18 protein-coding genes, 5 pseudogenes and 1 riboswitch are annotated in these 20,057 nt (G+C 72.6%); of the genes and pseudogenes, 13 read left to right on the top strand and 10 right to left on the bottom strand.

Annotated features, from left to right (window positions below; translation table 11 throughout):
- A pseudogene (locus CCN56_RS15570) lies at positions 1–377 on the top strand (PLP-dependent aminotransferase family protein); the annotation flags it as partial.
- A 107-nt stretch (positions 378–484) separates the two neighbouring features.
- Here CCN56_RS15570 and CCN56_RS15565 read toward each other — a convergent pair.
- Positions 485–1,324 carry a hypothetical protein gene (locus tag CCN56_RS15565; protein ID WP_086827405.1) on the bottom strand — a complete coding sequence of 280 codons (840 nt, stop codon included), beginning with the start codon at positions 1,322–1,324 and terminating at the stop codon, positions 485–487.
- A gap of 115 nt (positions 1,325–1,439) precedes the next feature.
- On the opposite strand from CCN56_RS15565, the gene CCN56_RS15560 reads away from it, so the two are divergent.
- Both CCN56_RS15560 and CCN56_RS15555 read left to right on the top strand, forming a co-directional pair.
- Positions 1,440–1,736: a hypothetical protein gene (locus tag CCN56_RS15560; RefSeq protein ID WP_086827402.1), complete on the top strand. Its 297-nt coding sequence runs from the start codon at positions 1,440–1,442 to the stop codon at positions 1,734–1,736.
- An 18-nt stretch (positions 1,737–1,754) separates the two neighbouring features.
- Positions 1,755–2,939, top strand: coding sequence for a glutathionylspermidine synthase family protein (locus CCN56_RS15555; RefSeq protein ID WP_086827400.1), 1,185 nt, complete (start codon positions 1,755–1,757; stop codon positions 2,937–2,939).
- 22 nt (positions 2,940–2,961) lie between these two features.
- Here the strand turns inward: CCN56_RS15555 and CCN56_RS15550 are convergent.
- A pseudogene (locus tag CCN56_RS15550) lies at positions 2,962–3,353 on the bottom strand (DNA-binding protein).
- Positions 3,354–3,399: 46 nt separating this feature from the next.
- Positions 3,400–4,605: an ornithine--oxo-acid transaminase gene (gene rocD, locus CCN56_RS15545; RefSeq protein ID WP_086827398.1), complete on the bottom strand. Its 1,206-nt coding sequence runs from the start codon at positions 4,603–4,605 to the stop codon at positions 3,400–3,402.
- A 123-nt stretch (positions 4,606–4,728) separates the two neighbouring features.
- A riboswitch (ZMP/ZTP riboswitch) is annotated at positions 4,729–4,819 on the top strand.
- A gap of 62 nt (positions 4,820–4,881) precedes the next feature.
- Here rocD and glyA point away from each other — a divergent pair.
- The 3 genes from glyA to CCN56_RS15530 all read left to right on the top strand — a co-directional run bounded on the left by glyA (position 4,882) and on the right by CCN56_RS15530 (position 7,954).
- Positions 4,882–6,144: a serine hydroxymethyltransferase gene (gene glyA, locus CCN56_RS15540; protein WP_086827396.1), complete on the top strand. Its 1,263-nt coding sequence runs from the start codon at positions 4,882–4,884 to the stop codon at positions 6,142–6,144.
- Between the two features lie 113 nt (positions 6,145–6,257).
- Positions 6,258–7,271 (top strand): tryptophan--tRNA ligase, encoded by a 1,014-nt coding sequence (gene trpS, locus CCN56_RS15535; RefSeq protein ID WP_086827395.1) that lies wholly within the window; start codon positions 6,258–6,260, stop codon positions 7,269–7,271.
- Between the two features lie 92 nt (positions 7,272–7,363).
- A complete protein-coding gene (locus CCN56_RS15530) occupies positions 7,364–7,954 on the top strand; it encodes a 2'-5' RNA ligase family protein (protein ID WP_086827393.1) in 591 nt (196 codons plus the stop codon).
- A 10-nt stretch (positions 7,955–7,964) separates the two neighbouring features.
- Here CCN56_RS15530 and CCN56_RS15525 read toward each other — a convergent pair whose 3' ends face one another.
- Complete coding sequence (locus CCN56_RS15525; protein WP_086827392.1) at positions 7,965–8,720, bottom strand: decaprenylphospho-beta-D-erythro-pentofuranosid-2-ulose 2-reductase; 756 nt, start codon at positions 8,718–8,720, stop codon at positions 7,965–7,967.
- Between the two features lie 12 nt (positions 8,721–8,732).
- Positions 8,733–10,109: an FAD-binding oxidoreductase gene (locus tag CCN56_RS15520; protein ID WP_086827390.1), complete on the bottom strand. Its 1,377-nt coding sequence runs from the start codon at positions 10,107–10,109 to the stop codon at positions 8,733–8,735.
- A gap of 509 nt (positions 10,110–10,618) precedes the next feature.
- Between CCN56_RS15520 and CCN56_RS15515 the strand changes: the two are divergent.
- The 3 genes and pseudogenes from CCN56_RS15515 to CCN56_RS15505 all read left to right on the top strand — a co-directional run.
- Positions 10,619–11,101: pseudogene (locus CCN56_RS15515) on the top strand (phosphatase PAP2 family protein); the annotation flags it as partial.
- Positions 11,102–11,271: 170 nt separating this feature from the next.
- Positions 11,272–12,222, top strand: a complete 951-nt coding sequence (locus CCN56_RS15510; RefSeq protein ID WP_086827387.1) for a decaprenyl-phosphate phosphoribosyltransferase — start codon at positions 11,272–11,274, stop codon at positions 12,220–12,222.
- Between the two features lie 61 nt (positions 12,223–12,283).
- The gene (locus CCN56_RS15505; RefSeq protein ID WP_086827385.1) at positions 12,284–13,222 is read left to right on the top strand and encodes a YihY/virulence factor BrkB family protein; all 939 of its coding nucleotides are present in this window, start codon (positions 12,284–12,286) and stop codon (positions 13,220–13,222) included.
- Here CCN56_RS15505 and CCN56_RS15500 read toward each other — a convergent pair.
- The gene (locus CCN56_RS15500; RefSeq protein ID WP_086827404.1) at positions 13,116–14,420 is read right to left on the bottom strand and encodes a D-alanyl-D-alanine carboxypeptidase family protein; all 1,305 of its coding nucleotides are present in this window, start codon (positions 14,418–14,420) and stop codon (positions 13,116–13,118) included. The genes CCN56_RS15505 and CCN56_RS15500 overlap by 107 nt on opposite strands.
- Positions 14,421–14,529: 109 nt before the next feature.
- Here CCN56_RS15500 and CCN56_RS15495 point away from each other — a divergent pair, with 109 nt between their 5' ends.
- The 3 genes from CCN56_RS15495 (at position 14,530) to CCN56_RS15485 (ending at position 17,870) form a co-directional block, all read left to right on the top strand.
- Positions 14,530–14,775: an SCO4848 family membrane protein gene (locus CCN56_RS15495; RefSeq protein ID WP_086827383.1), complete on the top strand. Its 246-nt coding sequence runs from the start codon at positions 14,530–14,532 to the stop codon at positions 14,773–14,775.
- Between the two features lie 18 nt (positions 14,776–14,793).
- Positions 14,794–16,122 carry a metallophosphoesterase gene (locus CCN56_RS15490; protein WP_086827381.1) on the top strand — a complete coding sequence of 443 codons (1,329 nt, stop codon included), beginning with the start codon at positions 14,794–14,796 and terminating at the stop codon, positions 16,120–16,122.
- A 194-nt stretch (positions 16,123–16,316) separates the two neighbouring features.
- Positions 16,317–17,870: an ABC transporter substrate-binding protein gene (locus CCN56_RS15485; RefSeq protein WP_086827379.1), complete on the top strand. Its 1,554-nt coding sequence runs from the start codon at positions 16,317–16,319 to the stop codon at positions 17,868–17,870.
- Positions 17,871–17,903: 33 nt separating this feature from the next.
- Here CCN56_RS15485 and CCN56_RS15480 read toward each other — a convergent pair whose 3' ends face one another.
- The 3 genes from CCN56_RS15480 to CCN56_RS15470 are packed head-to-tail and all read right to left on the bottom strand — an operon-like array spanning position 17,904 to position 19,535.
- A complete protein-coding gene (locus CCN56_RS15480; protein WP_086827377.1) occupies positions 17,904–18,650 on the bottom strand; it encodes a TetR/AcrR family transcriptional regulator in 747 nt (248 codons plus the stop codon).
- Between the two features lie 10 nt (positions 18,651–18,660).
- Positions 18,661–19,068, bottom strand: a complete 408-nt coding sequence (locus CCN56_RS15475; protein ID WP_086827375.1) for a thiol-disulfide oxidoreductase DCC family protein — start codon at positions 19,066–19,068, stop codon at positions 18,661–18,663.
- A gap of 35 nt (positions 19,069–19,103) precedes the next feature.
- The gene (locus CCN56_RS15470; RefSeq protein ID WP_086827373.1) at positions 19,104–19,535 is read right to left on the bottom strand and encodes a hypothetical protein; all 432 of its coding nucleotides are present in this window, start codon (positions 19,533–19,535) and stop codon (positions 19,104–19,106) included.
- Between the two features lie 212 nt (positions 19,536–19,747).
- On the opposite strand from CCN56_RS15470, the pseudogene CCN56_RS45815 reads away from it, so the two are divergent.
- Positions 19,748–19,870 (top strand): annotated as a pseudogene (locus CCN56_RS45815) (alpha/beta hydrolase); the annotation flags it as partial.
- A 72-nt stretch (positions 19,871–19,942) separates the two neighbouring features.
- Here the strand turns inward: CCN56_RS45815 and CCN56_RS44575 are convergent.
- Positions 19,943–20,053, bottom strand: a pseudogene (locus CCN56_RS44575) (alpha/beta hydrolase); the annotation flags it as partial.
- Positions 20,054–20,057 lie beyond the last annotated feature (4 nt).

Genomic DNA, 20,057 nt, shown 5'->3' with positions numbered 1-20,057 from the left:
GGTCGTCCGGCGCGCCGGACCAGCTGGCGTTCGCGGAGTTCCTGCGCTCGGGGGCGTACGACCGGCACGTACGGGCGATGCGGCTGCGCTACCGGCGGCGCCGCGACCAGCTGGTGGCGGCCGTCGCCGCGCACTCCCCGGAGACCCGGGTCAGCGGCATCGCGGCCGGCCTCCACGCCGTCCTGGCCCTCCCGCCCGGCACCGAGCAGGCCACCCTGCGGGCCGCCGCCTGGCGCGGCCTCGCCGTCCAGGGCGTCAACCGGTTCCGCCGCCCCACGGTGCCGCCCACCCTCGACGGCCTCGTCGTCGGCTACGCCACACCCCCGGACAGCGGCTGGCAGGGCGCCCTCCAGGCCCTGTGCGGCGTACTGCCCTGAGGGCTTTCGCGGCCGGTCAGGGGCGACGACCGGCTCCAGGGCCGGGCCAGGGGGCGACCGGCTCCAGGGCCGGGTCAGGGGGCGAAGACCGGCTCCAGGGCCGGGGGTCAGGACGGGGCGATCGGCTCCGGATGCGGCTGCGGGGCCGGCGCCTCGCCGAAGCGGGCCAGGGTCAGGGAGCCCGCCACCGCCACGGCGAAACCGAGGATCGCCAGCCAGTTGAGCCCCTCCCGCGTACGGTCCCCCAGCCAGGCCACCCCGACGATCGCGGGTCCGATCGTCTCGCCGAGCACCGCGCCCGCCGTCGCCGTCGTCACCGAGCCGCGCTGGAGCGCCGAGGTCAGCAGCATGAACGCGGCCCCGCCGCCGACGAGGAGCGCGTACCAGACGGGATCGGTGAAGTCGATGCCGTCGATCAGCCGGACCGCCACCTCCACCACCCCGAAGCCGAAACCCGCCCCGAGTCCGAGGACAAGGGCACGGGACCGCGCCGGCAGCCGACCCGCCACCATGCCGAGCAGCAGGACCCCGAAGGAGATCCCGAGCAGCGCCCAGCGCAGAGCCTCCGAGACGTCCCGGTGCCCCTCCTTGCCGGAGGCGAGCGCCAGCATCGCGAGCCCCGCGCAGACCACGGCCACGGCCCCCCACTCCACCCGGCTCAGCCGCACCTCGAGGACGCGGGAGGCGATGACCGCCGTGACCGCCAGACTCGCGGCGAGCGCCGCGCCCACCACGTAGATGGGCAGCGTCCGCAGCGCCACGATCTGCAGCACGAAGCCGAGGCCGTCCGCCCCGAGGCCGGCCAGGTAGCGCCACTGCCGCAGGGCCCGCCACATCAGCGCGACGTCGACGCCACTGCCCGTCCCCGGCTCGGCGGCACGGGCGGCCATCGCCTGGAGGACCGAGGCCGCGCCGAAGCAGACGGACGAGGCCAGCGCACAAATCATCCCGAGGAGCACGAACCGACTCTAGGGCGTGCGGCCGGAAAACAGAGGCCGGAAATCACCGGCCTACACTGTGCGGTCGCGGCGCGTTCGCAAGGGCGAAGGGGAGGCGACGGACATGCGGAAGCTGAGGTCGAGCACGGTGGTGCTCGGCGGGATGGGTGTGCTCGCGGCGACGATCACCGCGTGCGGCTCGGAGCCGGACAAGCGGTGCGTGGACCCGCTGACCCGGGAGGAGCTGCCGAGCTACGAGTGCCGGAGCGGCGGCGGCAGCGACGACGACAACGGCTCCACCCACCGCGGCTCGTACTACTACGGCGGCACCGTACGCGACCGCAAGGTGAGCGGCGGCAGCTTCGACAAGACCGCCGTGGACACCGGCGGCTTCGGCTGCTCCGGCACCGGCGGCGGCTGAGACGGGCCGGCACGCACCATGGAACGCCACACCATCGAGCCCCGGCCCGGCTGGCAGGAGACGGTCGAGGAGCAGGGGCTCGTCTATCCGCTGACCCGCTACCCGGACGGCTCGCTGCGCCCGTACTGGGACGAGAGCGCGTACTACTCCTTCTCGCTGCCCGAGGTCGAGGCCCTGGAGGAGGTCGTCGAGGAGCTGCACGCCCTGTGCCTGGCGGCGGCCGAGCACATCGTCGAGCAGAACCGGTTCGCCGAACTCGGGATCACCGACCCGAAGCTGGCGGGCCTGGTCGCCGAGTCCTGGCGGCGCCGCGCCGAACTCCCCTCCCTGTACGGCCGCTTCGACCTTCGCTACGACGGCACCGGCCCGGCCAAGATGCTGGAGTACAACGCCGACACCCCGACCTCCCTCGTGGAGGCCGCGAGCCCGCAGTGGTTCTGGATGGAGGAACGGTTCCCCGGCGCCGACCAGTGGAACTCCCTCCACGAGCGGCTCGTCGACGCCTGGAAGCGCCAGGCCCACCTGCTGCCGCCCGGCCCCCTGCACTTCGCCCACTCGGACGGCGACGAGCTCGGCGAGGACCTGATGACGGTCGCGTACCTGCGCGAGACCGCCCAGCAGGCCGGGATCGACACCGAGATGCTCTCCGTCGAGCGGATCGGCTGGGACCGGCTCTCGCGCCGCTTCGTCGACGACCGGCTCCGCTTCATCCGCAGCTGCTTCAAGCTCTACCCGTGGGAGTGGCTGACCACCGACCGCTTCGGCCGGCACGTCCTGGACACCCTCGACAACGGCGGCGGCACCGGCACCACCTGCTGGATCGAGCCCGCCTGGAAGATGCTGCTCTCCAACAAGGCGCTCCTCGCGATCCTGTGGGAGCTGAACCCGGGCCACCCCAACCTGCTGCCCGCCTACCTCGACGGGCCGCGCGAACTCGCCGCCACCACCGGCTGGGTCGCCAAGCCGCTGCTGGGCCGCGAGGGCGCGGGCGTCACCCTGCACGAGGCCGGCACGGAGCCCTTCGTACGGGACGGGGAGGCCTGCTGCTACCAGGAGCTGGCCCCGCTGCCCGACTTCGACGGCAACCGGGTGGTGCTCGGCGCGTGGGTCGTCGAGGACGAGGCGGCGGGGCTCGGCATCCGGGAGTCGGCGGGCCTCGTCACCGACGAGTACGCCCGCTTCCTCCCGCACGTGATCCTGTAGGGGGCCTGTCCGAGGCCCGGCGTCAGATCTTCAGGACGGTGACGGCCGGGCCGCAGAGCAGCGTCAGATCCTCCGGATCCGAGGTCAGCACGGGACCGGGCCCGCCGCACGGCGCGCGACCGCCGCCAGGACGGAGTCGATCGCGTACTCGTGCCCATGCAGGCCGTGCTCACGGAGGAGCACGGCAGCCTCGTCACTCACGGCACGGGTGACGTCGTGCACGTCGATGCGGGACAGGACCCATTGGATGCGCGCCGGGTGAACGCCTTCGTAGTCGGCCTCCAGGCGGGTCATCGCGGTGGTGGCCACCCGAACGCCTCTTTCCGCCGCGACCTCGACGCGCACCAGGACACGCCGGTCCTTGAGGTAGAGCTTCGAGAGCCCTTCGCCGTCCAGCAGCAGCGTCCCCGCCATCAGGCGGCGGCCTCGCGCGCGTCGTCCGCGCCCGACGTGCGCGCCGTCAGTCCGACAGCACCCCCCTCAACTGCTCAAGACCCCAGTCCAGGTCCTCCTTGCTGATCACCAGCGGCGGCGCGATCCGGATCGTCGACCCGTGCGTGTCCTTCACCAGGACCCCCCGCTCCATCAGCCGCTCCGAGATCTCCCGGCCCGTGCCCTTCGACGGCACGATGTCCACGCCGGCCCACAGGCCGCGCCCGCGCACCGCCTCCACCGCGCCGCCACCCACGAGCAGCCCCAGCTCCGCGTGGAGGTGCTCGCCCAGCTCCGCCGCCCGCTCCTGGAACTCGCCCGTCCGCAGCATCGCGATCACCTCCAGGGCCACCGCGCAGGCCAGCGGGTTCCCGCCGAACGTCGAGCCGTGCTCGCCCGGCCGGAACACCCCGAGCACGTCACGGTCGGCCACCACCGCCGACACCGGCACCACCCCGCCGCCCAGCGCCTTCCCCAGGACGTACACGTCCGGCACCACGCCCTCGTGCTCGCACGCGAACGTCCGGCCCGTCCGGCCGAGCCCGGACTGGATCTCGTCCGCCATGAACAGCACGTTCTTCCGGCGGGTCAGCTCCCGCACCCCCGCCAGATAGCCGGCCGGCGGGACCAGGACCCCCGCCTCGCCCTGGATCGGTTCGAGGAGCACCGCCACCGTGTTCTCGGTGACCGCCGCCTCCATCGCCGTCAGGTCCCCGTACGGCACGATCTCGAACCCCGGCGTGTACGGCCCGAAGTGGTCCCGCGCCTCGTGGTCCGTCGAGAAGCTCACGATCGTCGTCGTCCGGCCGTGGAAGTTGTTCGCCGCCACCACGATCTTCGCGTGCCCGTCCGGCACGCCCTTCACCTCGTACCCCCACTTCCGGGCGGTCTTCACGGCCGTCTCGACCGCCTCCGCCCCCGTGTTCATCGGCAGCACCGCCTCCTTCCCGCACAGCTCCGCGAGCTGCGCGCAGAACTCGGCGAACCGGTCGTGGTGGAAGGCGCGCGAGGTCAGCGTCACCCGCTCCAGCTGCGCCTTCGCGGCGTCGATCAGACGCCGGTTGCCGTGCCCGAAGTTGAGCGCCGAGTACCCGGCGAGCATGTCGAGATAGCGGCGGCCCTCGACATCGGTCATCCAGGCGCCGTCCGCCGAGGCGACGACGACCGGAAGGGGGTGGTAGTTGTGAGCGCTGTGCGCGTCCGCGGAAGCGATCGCGTCTTCTGTCCTCGACACGGGATCTCCGTTCGTCCTGCGGCTCGGGGGGCGGCTCGTCCCCAGGGGGCTGTGGCCCCTTTCTTATCGTCGCTCGGATGCCGGACGGGGAAACCTCGGCGACGGCGCGCCAGCTACCCTGGAAACACGCACGGCGACTGGCGTACGGGGAAGCGACCCCGGGGGAGCCGCGCGCGCTCCACCACACGAGGTGCCGCCCGCCTGGGCATCACGGGATCCAGGTCCCGTGCGCACCTCAGCCCCGGGACCGTCCACCGCACGCCCGGAGGAACCACCGTGACCACCACGCACCCCGCGCTCACCGCCGCCGACCCCGAGCTCGCCGCCCTCGTCGGCGCCGAGGAACGGCTCCAGGCCGAGACCCTGCGCCTCATCCCCAGCGAGAACTACGTCTCCGCCGCCGTCCTCGAAGCCTCCGGCACCGTCCTCCAGAACAAGTACAGCGAGGGCTACCCCGGCCGCCGCTACTACGAGGGCCAGCAGAACATCGACCAGGTCGAGACCCTCGCCATCGAGCGCGCCAAGGCCCTCTTCGGCGTCGACCACGCCAACGTCCAGCCGTACTCCGGCTCCCCGGCCAACCTCGCCGTCTACCTCGCCTTCGCGCAGCCCGGCGACACCGTCATGGGCATGGCCCTGCCGATGGGCGGCCACCTCACCCACGGCTGGGGCGTCTCCGCCACCGGCACCTGGTTCCAGGGCGTGCAGTACGGCGTACGCAAGGACAACGGGCTCATCGACTTCGACCAGGTCCGCGAGCTCGCCCTCAAGGAGCGCCCGAAGGTCATCTTCTGCGGCGGCACCGCACTGCCCCGCACCATCGACTTCGCCGCCTTCGGCGAGATCGCCCGCGAGTCCGGCGCCGTCCTCGTCGCCGACGTCGCCCACATCGCCGGCCTCATCGCGGGCGGCGCGCACCCGTCCCCGGTCGGGCACGTGGACGTCATCTCCACGACCACCCACAAGACCCTCCGCGGCCCGCGCGGCGCGATGCTCATGTCCACCGAGGAGCACGCCAAGGCCCTCGACAAGGCCGTCTTCCCCGGCCTCCAGGGCGGCCCGCACAACCAGACCACCGCCGCCATCGCCGTCGCCCTCCGCGAGGCCTCCCAGCCCTCCTTCCGCGACTACGCCCACGCCGTCGTCGCCAACGCCAAGGCCCTCGCCGAGGCGCTCCTCGCGCGCGGCTTCGACCTGGTCTCCGGCGGCACCGACAACCACCTGATCCTGATCGACCTCACCCCGAAGCAGGTCCCCGGCAAGATCGCCGCGAAGGCCCTCGACCGGGCCGGGATCGTCGTCAACTACAACACCGTCCCCTACGACCCCCGGAAGCCCTTCGACCCCTCCGGCATCCGCATCGGCACCCCGTCCCTCACCTCCCGCGGCCTGACCGTCGCGCACATGCCGCAGGTCGCCGAGTGGATCGACCGCGCGGTGGCCGCCGCGGGCACGGGCGACGAGGAGACCCTCGCCGCCGTCCGCGCGGAGGTCGCCGACCTGATGGCCGCCTACCCGGCCCCGGGCCTCCCCGTCTGACGCACCCCCGGCGCCCGACCCGTCGTCCCCCGCCCCTTCGGGAGCGGGGGATTGTGTCGCGCGTCTCACCGGCCTTGATGGGATCGGGTCCCACACCTGAGAGAATGATGTGCATGGCCTCTGACAGTCCCCGTGTGCTCTCCGGAATCCAGCCCACCGCAGGCTCGTTCCACCTCGGCAACTACCTCGGCGCCGTCCGCCAGTGGGTCGCCCTGCAGGAGACCCACGACGCCTTCTACATGGTCGTCGACCTGCACGCGATCACGGTCCCGCAGGACCCCGCCGAGCTGCGCGCCAACACCCGGCTCGCCGCCGCCCAGCTGCTCGCCGCCGGTCTCGACCCCGAGCGCTGCACCCTCTTCATCCAGAGCCACGTCCCCGAGCACGCACAGCTCGCCTGGGTCATGAACTGCCTCACCGGCTTCGGCGAGGCCTCCCGCATGACCCAGTTCAAGGACAAGTCCGCCAAGCAGGGCGCCGGCAACGCGAGCGTCGGCCTCTTCACGTACCCGATCCTCCAGGTCGCGGACATCCTGCTCTACCAGGCCGACCAGGTTCCGGTCGGCGAGGACCAGCGCCAGCACATCGAGCTGACCCGCGACCTCGCGGAGCGCTTCAACGGCCGCTTCGGCGAGACGTTCACGATCCCCGCGCCGTACATCCTCAAGGAGACGGGGAAGATCTACGACCTCCAGGACCCGACGATCAAGATGAGCAAGTCGGCGTCCTCGCCGAAGGGCCTGATCAACCTCCTGGACGACCCGAAGGTCACCGCGAAGAAGGTCAAGAGCGCCGTCACCGACACCGACACGGTGATCCGCTTCGACCCGGAGAACAAGGCCGGCGTCTCCAACCTGCTCGGCATCATGTCCACCCTCACCGGGACGAGCATCGCCGACCTGGAGAAGGGCTACGAGGGCAAGATGTACGGCGCGCTGAAGACGGACCTCGCCGAGGTCATGGTGGACTTCGTCACGCCGTTCCGGGCCCGCACGCAGGAATACCTGGACGACCCGGAGACGCTGGACTCGGTCCTGGCCAAGGGAGCGGAGAAGGCCCGCGCGGTCGCCGCGGAGACGCTGGCGCAGACGTACGAGCGGATGGGCTTCCTGCCCGCGAAGCACTGAGTCCGAGGACCCTGGCCGAAAGGGTGGTGCAGGCCGCACACTGGCGGCTGCACCACCCGTACACATCTCGACGGACGACGGAGGAGAACGACGTGGGGACCGTAACGCTCGGCGTTTCGATCGCGGTCCCGGAGCCCTACGGCAGCCTGCTCCAGGAGCGGCGCGCCGGCTTCGGGGACCCGGCCGCGTACGGCATCCCCACGCACGTCACCCTGGTCCCGCCGACCGAGGTCCCCGAGGAGCGGCTGCCGGAGATCGAGGCGCACCTCGCGGGCGTCGCCGCCGGCCACCAGCCGTTCCCCGTGCGCCTGGAGGGCACCGGGACCTTCCGGCCGATCTCCCCGGTCGTCTTCGTGAAGCTGGCGGAGGGCGTGTCCCTCTGCAACCGGCTCCAGCACCTGATCCGCGACGAGGCCGGTCCCCTCGCGCGCGAGCTGCAGTTCCCGTACCACCCGCACGTCACCGTGGCGCACGGCATCTCCGAGGAGGGGATGGACCGGGCGTTCGAGGAGCTCGCCGGGTACGAGGCGGCCTGGACCTGCCGCTCCTTCGCGCTGTACGAGCAGGGACCGGACGGGATCTGGCGGAAGCTGTACGACTACGAGTTCGGCAGCGGCCGCCCGATCTCGGCGGTCCCGGCGCAGGGCGGCAGCCCGGTCGACGAGCCGACGCCGACGGCCTAGCCGCGGGCGGTCACACCGGCAGGCGTCGGAACAGCGGCCTCGGCATGTGCCGTACCGCCGTCATCACCATCCGCAGCGCCCCCGGCACCCACACCGTCTCCGAGCGCCGCCGCAGCCCCAGCTCGATCGCGGCCGCGACCGCCTCCGGGGTCGTCGCGAGCGGCGCCTGAGCGAGCCCGGCCGTCATCTTCGAGCGCACGAACCCGGGCCGTACGACCATGACGTGCACGCCCGTGCCGTGCAGCGCGTCCCCGAGGCCCTGGGCGAAGGCGTCGAGGCCCGCCTTCGACGAGCCGTAGATGAAGTTGGCGCGGCGGGCCCGCTCGCCCGCCACCGAGGAGAGCACCACCAGGGAGCCGTGCCCCTGCGCCTGGAGCGCGCCCGCGCACACCAGACCGGCCGAGACGGCGCCGGTGTAGTTGGTCTGCGCGACCCGGACGGCGGCGACCGGGTCGGACTCGTCGCGGGCCTGGTCGCCGAGGACGCCGAAGGCGAGCAGCACCATGTCGACGTCGCCCTCCGTGAAGACCTTCCCGAGCCGTTCCTCGTGCGACTCGGTGTCGAGCGCGTCGAAGGGCACGGTGTGCACGTCCGCGCCGAGCGCGCGCAGCGAGTCGGCGGCGGCCGTGAGCGCGGGGGAGGGGCGGCCGGCCAGCCACACCACGCGCGTGCGGCGCGCGATCAGCCGGCGGGCGGTGGCGAGCCCGATCTCGGAGGTGCCGCCGAGGACGAGCAGGGACTGCGGGGCACCGAAGGCGTCCTTCATGGTGGGTACTCCTCAGAGGGCGAGACGGCGGGCGAGGTCCGAGGTGAGGACGGACCGGGGGTCGAGCGCGGCGCGCAGTGCCCGGAACTCGTCGAGCCGGGGGTACATGGCGGCGAGCACCTCCGGCCGGACCCGGGAGTCCTTGGCGAGGTAGATGCGGCCGCCGGCGCCCACGACCTCCTCGTCGAGCGCGTCGAGGAAGCGGCCCAGGCCGGGGAGGCCGGTGGGGAGGTCGAGGGCGAGGGTCCAGCCGGGGAGCGGGAAGGAGAGCCAGCCGGGATCGCCCGAGCCGAACCGTTTCAGGACGGCGAGGAAGGACGGACAGCGGTGGTCCGCGATCCGCCGCACGATCCGCCGGAGGGCGTCCTCCTGCCCGTACGGGACGACGAACTGGTACTGGACGAAGCCGCCGGGCCCGTAGACCCGGTTCCAGTGGGGGACGCCGTCGAGGGGGTGGAAGAAGGCCGGCAGCGACTGGAGGCGGCCGGTGGCGGCGCGGGGGGCCTTGCGGTACCAGAGTTCGTTGAACAGCCCCACGGACGTCCGCCCGAGCAGCCCGCCGGGGACGTACGGCGGCGGCGCGGGCAGCCGCCCGGGGCGGAAGGCGAGCGGATCGCGGCGGGCCCGGTGGCGGCGGGGGAGCGTGTCATACGGGGCGTGGTCGCCGCGCGTGAGGACGGCGCGGCCGGTGGCGGCGCCGCGGGCGAGCAGGTCGATCCAGGCGACGGAGTAGCGGTACGCGTGGTCGGTGGCGGTGAGCCGGGCCATCAGCTCGTCGAGGTCGGGGACGCGTTCGGTGTCCACGCGCACGAGGGAGGTCTCGACGGGCAGCAGCCGCAGGGTGGCGGAGAGGATCACCCCGGTCAGGCCCATGCCGCCGGTGGTCGCGTCGAACAGCGTCGTCCCCGGCACCACGGTCCTGATCTCGCCGTCGGCGGTGAGGAGTTCGAGCGCGGTCACGTGCCGGCCGAAGGAACCCGAGACGTGGTGGTTCTTGCCGTGGATGTCGGCGCCGATCGCGCCGCCGACGGTCACGTACCGGGTGCCGGGGGTGACCGGGACGAACCAGCCGAACGGCAGCAGCGCCTCCATCAGCCGGTGCAGGCTGACGCCGGCCTCGCAGACGACGAGCCCGGCGGTGGTGTCGACGGCCAGGATCCGGTCGAGGCCGGTCATGTCGAGGACGGTGCCGCCGGCGTTCTGGGCGGCGTCGCCGTACGCCCGGCCGAGACCGCGGGCGACGGTGCCCCGGGGGCCGCAGGTCCGGAGGGCCTCCGCGACCTCGGCGTGCCCGCGGGGCCGCTGCACGCGCGCGAGGGTGGGGGCGGTGCGGCCCCAGCCGGTGATCGCTTCGCAGTCGTCGTCCAGGACGTGGGTCTCGACAGCCATGATGGTGACCGTATAGCCGTGAATGTGCCTTATGTCGGTATTACGTGGCCGTTCGTCGAAATGGGTGATTAAACGAGTGTCATGAAAGAGACCTCGTGCCCTCGACCGCGGCCCGCGCGAAAGTCGCGTTGACCGACCGGAACGGCGAGGCCCGACAGGGGGCACCACGGATGCGTGAAGCGACACGGGCCGCGCCCGGGCACCCCGAGACCGGGAGCGCCACCGAGCACCCGGGCGCGGGCCCGGGCCGGGGCGAGGCAGCCCGTGGGCCGGGGCGTGCCGCCACGGGGCGGCCCGGCGCGGCGGGCCCGGCCACGGCCGGTCCGATCGGGGAGACGGGGAACGACGGCGCTGGGCGGCCCGATGGTCCGGGGCCGGGGCCGGGGCCGGGGCCGGGGCCGGGTCCGGGGCCGGCCACGGCCGAGCGGCCCGGTGGCTCCGGCGGGGCCGTGCCCGAGGGGGAGCGCCAGGCGGGCCGGGGCCCGGCCGCGCCAGGCCCCGAGTCGGCCTTGACCCTCGCCGAGCACCGCCTGCTCGCCGCCCTGCGCCGCTGCGGACAGCGCCCGGGCGTGGCCGCCGCCGCCCGGGGCCTCTCCCTCGGCGGCGAGCACGGCGCCCTCTGGCTGGCCGCCGGGCTCACCGCCGCCGCCCTCGACCGACCGCGCCGGAGCGGCTGGCTGCGGAGCACCGCCCTGATCGCCGGCGCGCACCTGGCGAGCATGGGCGTCAAACGGCTCGTGCGGCGGCCCCGGCCGGCCCCGGACACGTACGAGCCCCTGGTCCGTACGGCCGGCCGGCACTCCTTCCCCAGCTCCCACGCCACCTCGGCCGCCGCCGCGGTCGTCGCCTTCGGCGCCCTCCACCCGACCGCCGGCCGGCTCGCCGCCCCGCTGGCCGGCGCGATGTGCCTCTCCCGCCTGGTCGTCGGCGTCCACTACCCGAGCGACATCGCCGCCGGCGTCCTGCTCGGCGCCACCACGGCAGCGGCGGGCGGCCGCCTCCTGCCCCCGGCCCCGGCGGGCGGCGGCCTCCTGGCCCCGGCCCTGGTCGGCGCGGGCCGTCGCCTCCCGGCCCCGGCCACAGCCGCCGCGGGGCGCCGCCTCCCGGCTGCGGCAGGCCGCCTCCTCGCCCCCGTCACGCGCGCGCGTGGGGACGTCCTCTCGTGAGCGGGCGGAGCGGGACGACCGCCGTGCTCGACGCCCCCGCCGTCGTCCGCCACCCGCCCGCGCGGGCGCGTGGCGGACGGGTGCTCGGGCTCGTCAGGACCGCACGGCCCCGCCAGTGGGTCAAGAACGTGCTCGTCCTCGCCGCGCCCGCCGCCGCCGGCCGGCTCGGCTCCTGGCAGACCGGGGCCCGACTCGCCCTCGTCTTCGCCCTGTTCACGGCCGCCGCCTCCGCCGTCTACCTCCTCAACGACGCGCGCGACGCCGAGGCCGACCGCGCCCACCCGGTCAAGTGCCGCCGCCCCGTGGCCTCGGGCCAGGTGTCCGCCGCCCTCGCCACCGGCACCGGGATCCTCCTCGCCCTCGGGGCCGCCGTCGCCGCCGCGCTGCTGTGCGGCCCGCTGACCGCCGCCCTGCTCGTCGCGTACCTCGTCATGCAGATCGCGTACTGCGTCCGCCTCAAACACGTCCTCGTCGTCGACCTCGCCGTCGTCGCCACCGGCTTCCTGATGCGGGCGATGATCGGCGGGGTGGCGCTCGGCATCCCGCTCTCCCGCTGGTTCCTCATCACGACCGGGTTCGGCGCGCTCTTCATGGTCGCCGCCAAGCGGTACTCGGAGGCCGTCCAGATGGAGGGCGCCGAGGGCGCCACGCGCGCGCTGCTCACCCAGTACACGACGGGATACCTGCGGTTCGTCTGGCAGTTGGCGGCCGGCACCGCCGTCCTCGGATACTGTCTGTGGGCCCTGGAGGCGGGTCCGGTGGAGACGTCGCTGCCGTGGCGTCAGCTCTCCGTGGCCGCCTTCGTCCTGGGGGTCCTGCGGTACGCGGTCTTCGCCGACCGGGGCACGGCGGGCGCGCCCGAGGACGTCGTGCTGCGCGACCGGCCGCTCGCCGTCATCGGGTTGGCCTGGGCCGCGCTGTACGGGATGTCGGTCGCGGGTCTGTGAGCCCCGCCGGGGGATTCTCGTACCCGGGTGGTCCGACGGCGCGAGGAGTGGAACGTACGACATGGACTGGCTGACCAAGCTCCCCGTCATCGGCCCGTGGATCGCCCGCCTCATGCGGACCCACGCCTGGCGCGCGTACGAGACCCTCGACGAGGCGCACTGGACCCGGCTCGCCGCCGCGATCACCTTCATCTCCTTCATCGCCCTGTTCCCGCTGATCACGGTCGCCGCCGCGATCGGCGCCGCGCTCCTCACGCCGGATCAGCTCGGCTCGATCGAGAAGAAGATCAGCGACCAGGTGCCCGGTATCTCCGACCAGCTCGACATCGCCGGGCTCGTCGCGAACGCCGGCACCATCGGGCTCGTCGCCGGCGCCGTCCTGTTCGTCACCGGCGTCAGCTGGATCGGCTCCATGCGGGAGTGTCTGCGCGCGGTCTGGGGGCTCGACGCGGTCGAGGGCAACCCGTTCCTGCTCAAGGGCAAGGACGGGCTGATCCTCCTCGGCCTCGGCGGCGTCGTGGTCGGCTCGCTCGCCGCGTCCTGGCTCGGCTCCACCGCCGTCGGCTGGAGCGCCGACCGGCTCGGCATCTCGGGTGAGGGGGCGGGCGGCTACCTGCTCCAGGCGGCGGCGGTCCTCGTCGCGGTCGTCGCCGACTTCCTCATCCTGCTGTACGTGCTGACGCTGCTGCCGGGCGTCGAACCGCGCCGCCGGGACCTCCTGGTGGCGGCGCTGATGGGCGCGGTCGGCTTCGAGCTGCTGAAGCTGCTGCTCGGCGGCTACATGAAGGGGGTCGCGGCGAAGTCGATGTACGGGGCGTTCGGCGTCCCGGTCGCCCTGCTCCTCTGGATCAACCTCACCGCGAAGCTGCTGCTGTTCTGCGCGGCGTGGACGGTCAGGGATTCACGTCGGAAGAAGACCCCTGGGTCTCCTGCGACTCCTGAGTCCCCTCGGAGCGGCGACGACGGGCCGCCGTCGCGGCCAGCGGCCAGCGCCGGTTGACGAGGAAGACCGCCGCGGCCAGGAGGACGAGGACGCCGCCCGCCACGGCCAGCGCGATCCCGATCCCGCCGGACTTCTCGGGGGCGGCGGCGGTCGCCTGGGCCGGCGTCTTGGGGGCGTTCTTGCCGGGCGCCGGAGCGGTGCCGTCGTCCGGGGCGGTGGGCGTCGTGCGTTCCGAGCGGGGCGGCACCAGTTCGCCCACCGGCGTCACCTTCCCGGAGGCCGCGAAGCCCCAGTCGAGCAGCCGGGCGGCCTCCCGGTAGACGGCGTGCGACTCCTTCGAGGAGGGGTTCATGACGGTGACGAGCAGGACCCTGCCGTTGCGCTCGGCGACCCCGGTGAAGGTCGCGCCCGCGTGCGTGGTGTTGCCGTTCTTGACCCCGGCGATGCCCTGGTACGGCTCGACGCCGATGTCGCCGGTGAGGAGCCGGTTGGTGTTCTGGATCTCGAAGGTCTCGCGCTTCTTGCCCGGCTTGGCCTCGCCGGGGAAGGCGGCGCGGGACGTGGCGGCGTACTCACGGAAGTCCGGCTTCCGCATGCCGTTGCGGGCGATGAGCGTCAGGTCGTACGCGGACGAGACCTGGCCCACGGCGTCGTAGCCGTCCGGGGAGACCACGTTCGTGTCGAGGGCCTGGAGCTCGGCCGCGTGGTCGTTCATGTCCTTCACGGTCTGCTTGAGGCCGTTGTTCATGCTGGTCAGCACGTGCACGGCGTCGTTGCCGGAGCGGAGGAAGACGCCGAGCCACAGGTCGTGGACGCTGTAGGTCTGCTTCTCCTTGATGCCGACCAGGCTGGAGCCCTCTCCTATCCCGGCCAGGTCATGGCTGGTGACCAGGTGGTTCTGCGTCCTGGTGAACTTCGGCAGGAGCGTGTCGGCGAAGAGCATCTTGAGCGTGGAGGCCGGGGCGAGCCGCCAGTGCGCGTTGTGCGCGGCGAGGACCTGGCCGCTCTCCGCGTCCGCGACGATCCAGGAACGGCCGGACAGCTCCTTCGGCAGCACCGGGGCACCGGGACCGAGCTGCACCTGCGTCCCCGGCCTGCTGAGCAGGGCGCCCCCGACCGTGGACATCATGGCGGGAGGCTTGGGCTGCTTGTCCTTCCCGTCCTTTCCGTCCGCGTGGGCCGCGGGCGCGGCGGTGACGAGCGGCAGGAGCACAGCAGCGGCGACCGCCCAAGCGGTCTTCTTCGAAGCAGACACGGTCGAGAACGTACAGGTACGCAACACCGATCCGAACCCCGGCAGGCGGTTCACCCGCGCTCGTCCACCCGGAAGCGGGGGTCGGGAGACGGATGGTGATACTGGGGTCATGAAGCTCAGCAGCCGTGTCTCCTGGTTCCTGCTCGCCTTCGGGGTGTGGTCCGTCTTCATCTGGGTCACCTTCGTCAAGAACCTCTGGAACGACGGGAGCGGTCTCGCCTTCGACGACGCGGGCGATCCGACGGCCTACTTCTGGGTTCACCTGCTGCTCGCCGTCACGTCCTTCGTCCTGGGGACGGTGATCGGCGTGATCGGGTTGCGCGGGGTGCGCGCCGCGCGCCGCGCGGACGCCTAGAAGAGGGGTTCCGGCGGCGTGGTCGTCTTTCTGCTGGTCCTGGTCGTGGTGCTCGCGCTGCTCGGTGCGGTCCACTGGTACGTGTGGCGGCGCCTCGTGCGGGACGTCACGGCGGCCGGGAGCCTCGCGCGCCGGCTCGGTACGGTCGCCGTCGTGGCGCTGCCGCTGCTCTCGCTCGCGGCCCTGGTCTCCTCGCGGGCGGGCGCGCCCTTCCTGTTCCAGCAGGCGGTCGCCTGGCCGGGCTTCCTCTGGCTCGCCGTGCTCCTGTACCTGGTCCTGGCCCTGGTGGTCGGCGAGGCCGTCCGGCCGCTCCTGAGGGCCTGGCTGGGGCGCCGTGCGGCCGCCGCCGCACCGGCGGAGCCCGTACCGGCGGCCGCGCCGGTCCCCGCACCCGTATCCCTGCCCGAGCCCGAGCCCGAGCCCGCGTCCGAGCCTGAGCCCGCGTCCGAGCCCGCGTCCGCGTCCGTGCCCGAGGCCGAGGCCGCGGCCGGCCCGGTCGAGGCGGCCGCCCCCGCCGACGTCTCCCGGCGGCTCTTCGTCTCCCGCGTCGTCGCGGGGTCCGCCGCCGCCGTCGCCGTCGGGACCGTCGGGTACGGCACGTACGGCGTGCTGCGCGGGCCCCGGGTCAAGCGGGTCACCGTGCCGCTCGCCAAGATTCCGCGCGCCGCGCACGGCTACCGGATCGCCGTCGTGTCCGACATCCACCTCGGGCCGATCCTGGGCCGCGCCCACACCCAGCGGATCGTGGACACGATCAACGCCACCCAGCCCGATCTGATCGCCGTCGTCGGCGATCTCGTCGACGGGACCGTCGAGAACCTCGGCCCGGCCGCCGAGCCGCTCGCCCGGCTCCGTGCCCGGCACGGTTCCTTCTTCGTGACCGGCAACCACGAGTACTTCTCGGGCGCCGACGCCTGGGTCGACCACGTCCGCGAGCTCGGCCTGCACCCGCTGCGCAACGCGCGCGTGGAGATCCCGGCCGGCTTCGACCTCGCCGGCGTCGACGACGTCGCGGGGGAGAGCGAGGGCCGGGGCCCCGACTTCGCGAGGGCCCTGGGCGACCGCGACCGGGCCCGCGCCGCCGTGCTCCTCGCGCACCAGCCGATCGTCGTCCACGACGCCGTACGCCACGGCGTGGACCTCCAGCTCTCCGGTCACACCCACGGCGGCCAGCTCTGGCCCGGCAACTACCTCGCCGAACTGGCCAACCCGACCGTCGCCGGGCTCGAGCGGTACGGCGACACCCAGCTGTACGTCTCGCGGGGCGCGGGCGCCTGGGGGCCACCGGTCCGGGTGGGGGCGCCGTCGGACATCACGATCGTCGAACTCGCGTCGAAAAGGGCCTGAAACGGACGACGTCACTCCTTGCGCAGAGACCGATACGTGCTGCTCATCGACTTAAAGTCTCATATCCCGGACATATACCTGTGATGTGAAAGTTTTCCCTTCCCCCCGTGAAACCCGTGTGATGAGATTCAGCCATCGCGGCGTTTCCGGGGGCCGTCGCATCTGGGGTGGTACCAAAAAAAGGAAGCACGGCAATGCGGTCGACGGTCCGTCTGCGGATCCTCATCACTTGTGGAGTACTGGTGGCCGCCGGAGTGGGGGGCTGGCAACTCCTGCCCTCCGACGGCGAGCGGACCGACCCGATCACCGTCGGCACGACCGACGAGGTCACTTCACTCGACCCGGCCGGCGCGTACGACGCCGGTTCCTGGGCGATGTACAGCAACGTCTTCCAGTCGCTGCTGACGTTCAAGCCGGGCCTCAGCCAGCCGGTTCCGGACGCCGCCGAGAGCTGCAAGTTCCTGGGCTCCGGGCTCACGGCGTACCAGTGCACGCTCCGCGACGACCTCACCTTCGCCAACGGGCGCAAGATCACCGCCGAGGACGTCAAGTACTCCTTCGAGCGGATGCTGCGCATCAAGACGGACGTCGGTCCGCAGCCGCTCTTCCCGACCCTGAAGAACGTCTCGGCCGAGGGCCGTACGGTCACCTTCCACCTGAGCGGCCGTGACGCCACGTTCCCGCTGAAGGTCGCCACGGGCGCCGGCTCGATCGTGGACAAGGACCACTACCCGGCCGACCGGCTGCGGACGGACTTCGCGGTCGACGGCTCGGGGCCGTACGTCCTCAAGGAGTACAAGGAGGGCCAGTCCGCGCTCCTGCAGCCCAACCCGAAGTACAAGGGCGCCATCACCAAGGCCGGTCACACGGTCCTCGTGAAGTACTACGGCCAGTCCGCGGACCTCGCCACCGCCTGGAAGGCGAAGGAGGTCCAGGTGACGCACCGGCAGCTCCCGCCGGACTTCATCGCGAAGCTGGACACCAAGGACGGGACCCGGATCAACGAGGCGGAGAGCGCCGAGATCCGCAACCTCAACTTCAACGTCCGGCCCGGCTCGCCCATGGCCGACAAGGCCGTGCGGCAGGCCGTCGCCGCCGTCATCGACCGCCCGGCGATCACCGAGGGCGCCTACAAGGGCACGGTCGAGCCGCTCTACTCCCTCATCCCGCAGGGCTTCGTCGGCCACAGCACCTCCTTCTACGACCTCTACCCGGAGCCGAGCGCGAAGAAGGCGAAGAAGCTCCTGGGGAACGCCGGGATCAAGACGCCGGTGGAGTTCACCTTCGGCTACCGCAAGGACGCCACGTACGCCGCCGAGGCCGCCGAGATCAAGCGGCAGCTGGAGGAGAGCGGCCTCTTCAAGGTGAAGCTCGTCGAGGCCGACTGGCAGAGCTTCCAGAAGGGGTACGCGAAGGGCAGCTACGACATCTACCCCGTGGGCTGGCTCCCCGACTTCCCCGACTCCGACAGCTTCACCGCGCCGCTCGTCGGCACGAAGAACACCCTGCACAACGGCTTCTCCAGCAAGACGATCGACAGCCTGATCGCCTCGACGCAGCAGTACAGCGACCGGGGCCGCGCGACGAACGACTTCAAGGAGATCCAGAACGAGGTCGCCACCGACGTCCCGCTCGTCCCGCTGTGGCAGAAGACGGACTACGTCCTCTCCACGGAGGCGGTCACCGGCTCCCAGTACCTGACGGACGGCACGGGCATCTGGCGCCTGTGGGAGCTCAGCTGGATCTAAGACCTGACCCGAAGGCCAGGTCCCGGCTTCCGGTCACGGCTTCGGGCTCGCCTTCTTCTTGGGCTTGCCCGAAGCCGCCATTCCGGCCGCCGTCGGCATGAAGTCGGAGAGCAGCTCGTGGGTCTCCTTGACCAGCGGGCGCAGGATCCGGAAGCGGGAGAGCGAGATCGCGCGGGCGGTGACCGGCGCGAGGCGCTCGACGAGGCGCCGGCTGTTCGCCGCGCCCTCCGAGCGGTCGTACACCCAGAACAGCACCAGGCCCATCTGCTGGAGCCACAGCAACTGCGGGAGCGCTTCCTTCAGTTCCGGGTCGACCTTGACCGAGGCGCCGGAGATGACCCGCCGGTGCACCTCGATCGCGGCCTCGCGCGGGCCCTCCGACTCGGGGGAGAAGGGGCTGAGCGGGCTGTCCGGGTCGGCGGCGTTCTTGAAGAACTGGGCCGCGAACTCGTGGTACGGCTCCGCGATGTCGAGCCAGCCGAGGTAGACCCCGCGGATCCGGGCGGTCAGGTCCTTCTCGTCGCCGGTCAGGATGGGCTCGACGGCCGCCTGGTGCTCCTCGGCGATCCGGTCGTAGAAGCCCTGGACCAGGTGCTCCTTGGAGGAGAAGTAGTAGTACGCGTTGCCGACGGAGACCCCGGCCTCCTGGGCGATGGCCCGCATGGTCGTCTTGTCGTAACCGCGCTCCTGGAACAGCCGGAGCGCGGTTTCGAGGATGAGCGTGCGGGTCTGCTCGCTCTTGGGGGCCTTCTTCTCTTCGGCCTTCTTCTCTTCCGTCACGGACCCGAGCCTAACCGGGCGGACCGGGCACCTCGCAGTGCCCGTCCCCGCAGGGTCCGTCTTCCTGTCCGGGCCCCTTGAGGGCCTCGCGCCACTTCGCGGCGGCCAGGACGGTCGCCCGGGCGAAGGGCCGTCCGGCGGGGGTGGCGAGCCAGTGGGCCCTGGGCCGGTGGTCGGCCAGGGCCCAGAGGCAGACGATCCAGGCGGAGGTCTCGCGGTAGACCTGGCCCCGGTCCCCGATCACGGTGATCTCCCGCAGCGTGGCGGCGTGGTCGAGGTCCGGGAAGAGGCGCCGTGCCTGCTGCGAGCCGGCCGGTACGAGGCCGAGCGGGACGAGCTGCCGCTGGCGCAGCAGCCAGTGCCTGAGGTGCACGCAGAGCGGGCAGTCGGCGTCGTACAGCACGGTCAGGTGTCCCACGGGGGTCGTGGGGCGCGCCGGGGTCGACACGGTGATCAGGCCTGCGGCGCGGGCGGGGCCCAGGGGCCCTGGGGCGTCTTGGTCCAGCCCTGCGGGCCGACCGGCGGCACCTGCTCGCGCTCCATGACCCCGCGGCGGCGGATCTTGTTGAGCACGTACACGTTGCCGAGGTGCATCACGCCGAGGACGAGCAGGACCACTCCGAGCTTGACGGAGAGGGCCTCGAAGAGCGCCCGGGCGTCGAGGACGGCGGCGTCCTGGCTCAGGTAGAGGGCGACGAAGCCGAAGTTGACGAGGTAGAAGCCGACCACCAGGAGGTGGTTGACGGCGTCCGCGAGCTTCTCGTTCCCGTGCAGGACGTCGGAGAGGAAGATCCTTCCGTTGCGGCTGAGCGTGCGGGCGACCCAGACGGTGAGGGCCACGCTGATCAGCAGGTAGACGATGTACGCGACGACAGTGAGGTCCATGCCCCACCCTCCCTTGAACGCGTTCAAAAGCTGGCGGTCATGACTGTAGACCTCCTCTTGAACGTGTTCAAGTCGCATGCGTGTGGGGTGCCTCATGGGTGGCCCGGCCGCGCGCCCGCGCTTAGGGTCGGCGGGTGACGCTCTCTCATGACCTGGCCGGTACAGGCCCCTCGACCGTCGTCCTGCTGCACTCCGGGGTCTGCGACCGCCGGATGTGGGACGGACAGTTCTCCGCTCTGGCCGCGGCGGGACACCGCGTCGTCCGCTGCGACCTCCGCGGCTTCGGCGACAGCCCGATCGACGCCCCGCACACCCACGCCGAGGACGTCCGCGCGCTCCTCGACCACATCGGAGCCGACGACGGCGGCGCGCTCGGCTCCGATGTGGTCGAGGAGCGCGCGGACGTCCTCGGCGTGGGTGTGCGGGGCGTCGATCGGGCTGTCGCCGAAGCCGCGGAGGTCGCAGCGGACGACGCGGTGTCCCGCCGCGGCCAGAGCGGAGAACTGTCCGTCCCACATCCGG

Source organism: Streptomyces sp. NRRL B-24572, from assembly GCF_002156145.1.
In the GTDB taxonomy this organism is placed as follows: domain Bacteria; phylum Actinomycetota; class Actinomycetes; order Streptomycetales; family Streptomycetaceae; genus Streptomyces; species Streptomyces vietnamensis.
This window is presented reverse-complemented; position numbering and strand designations above follow the sequence as displayed.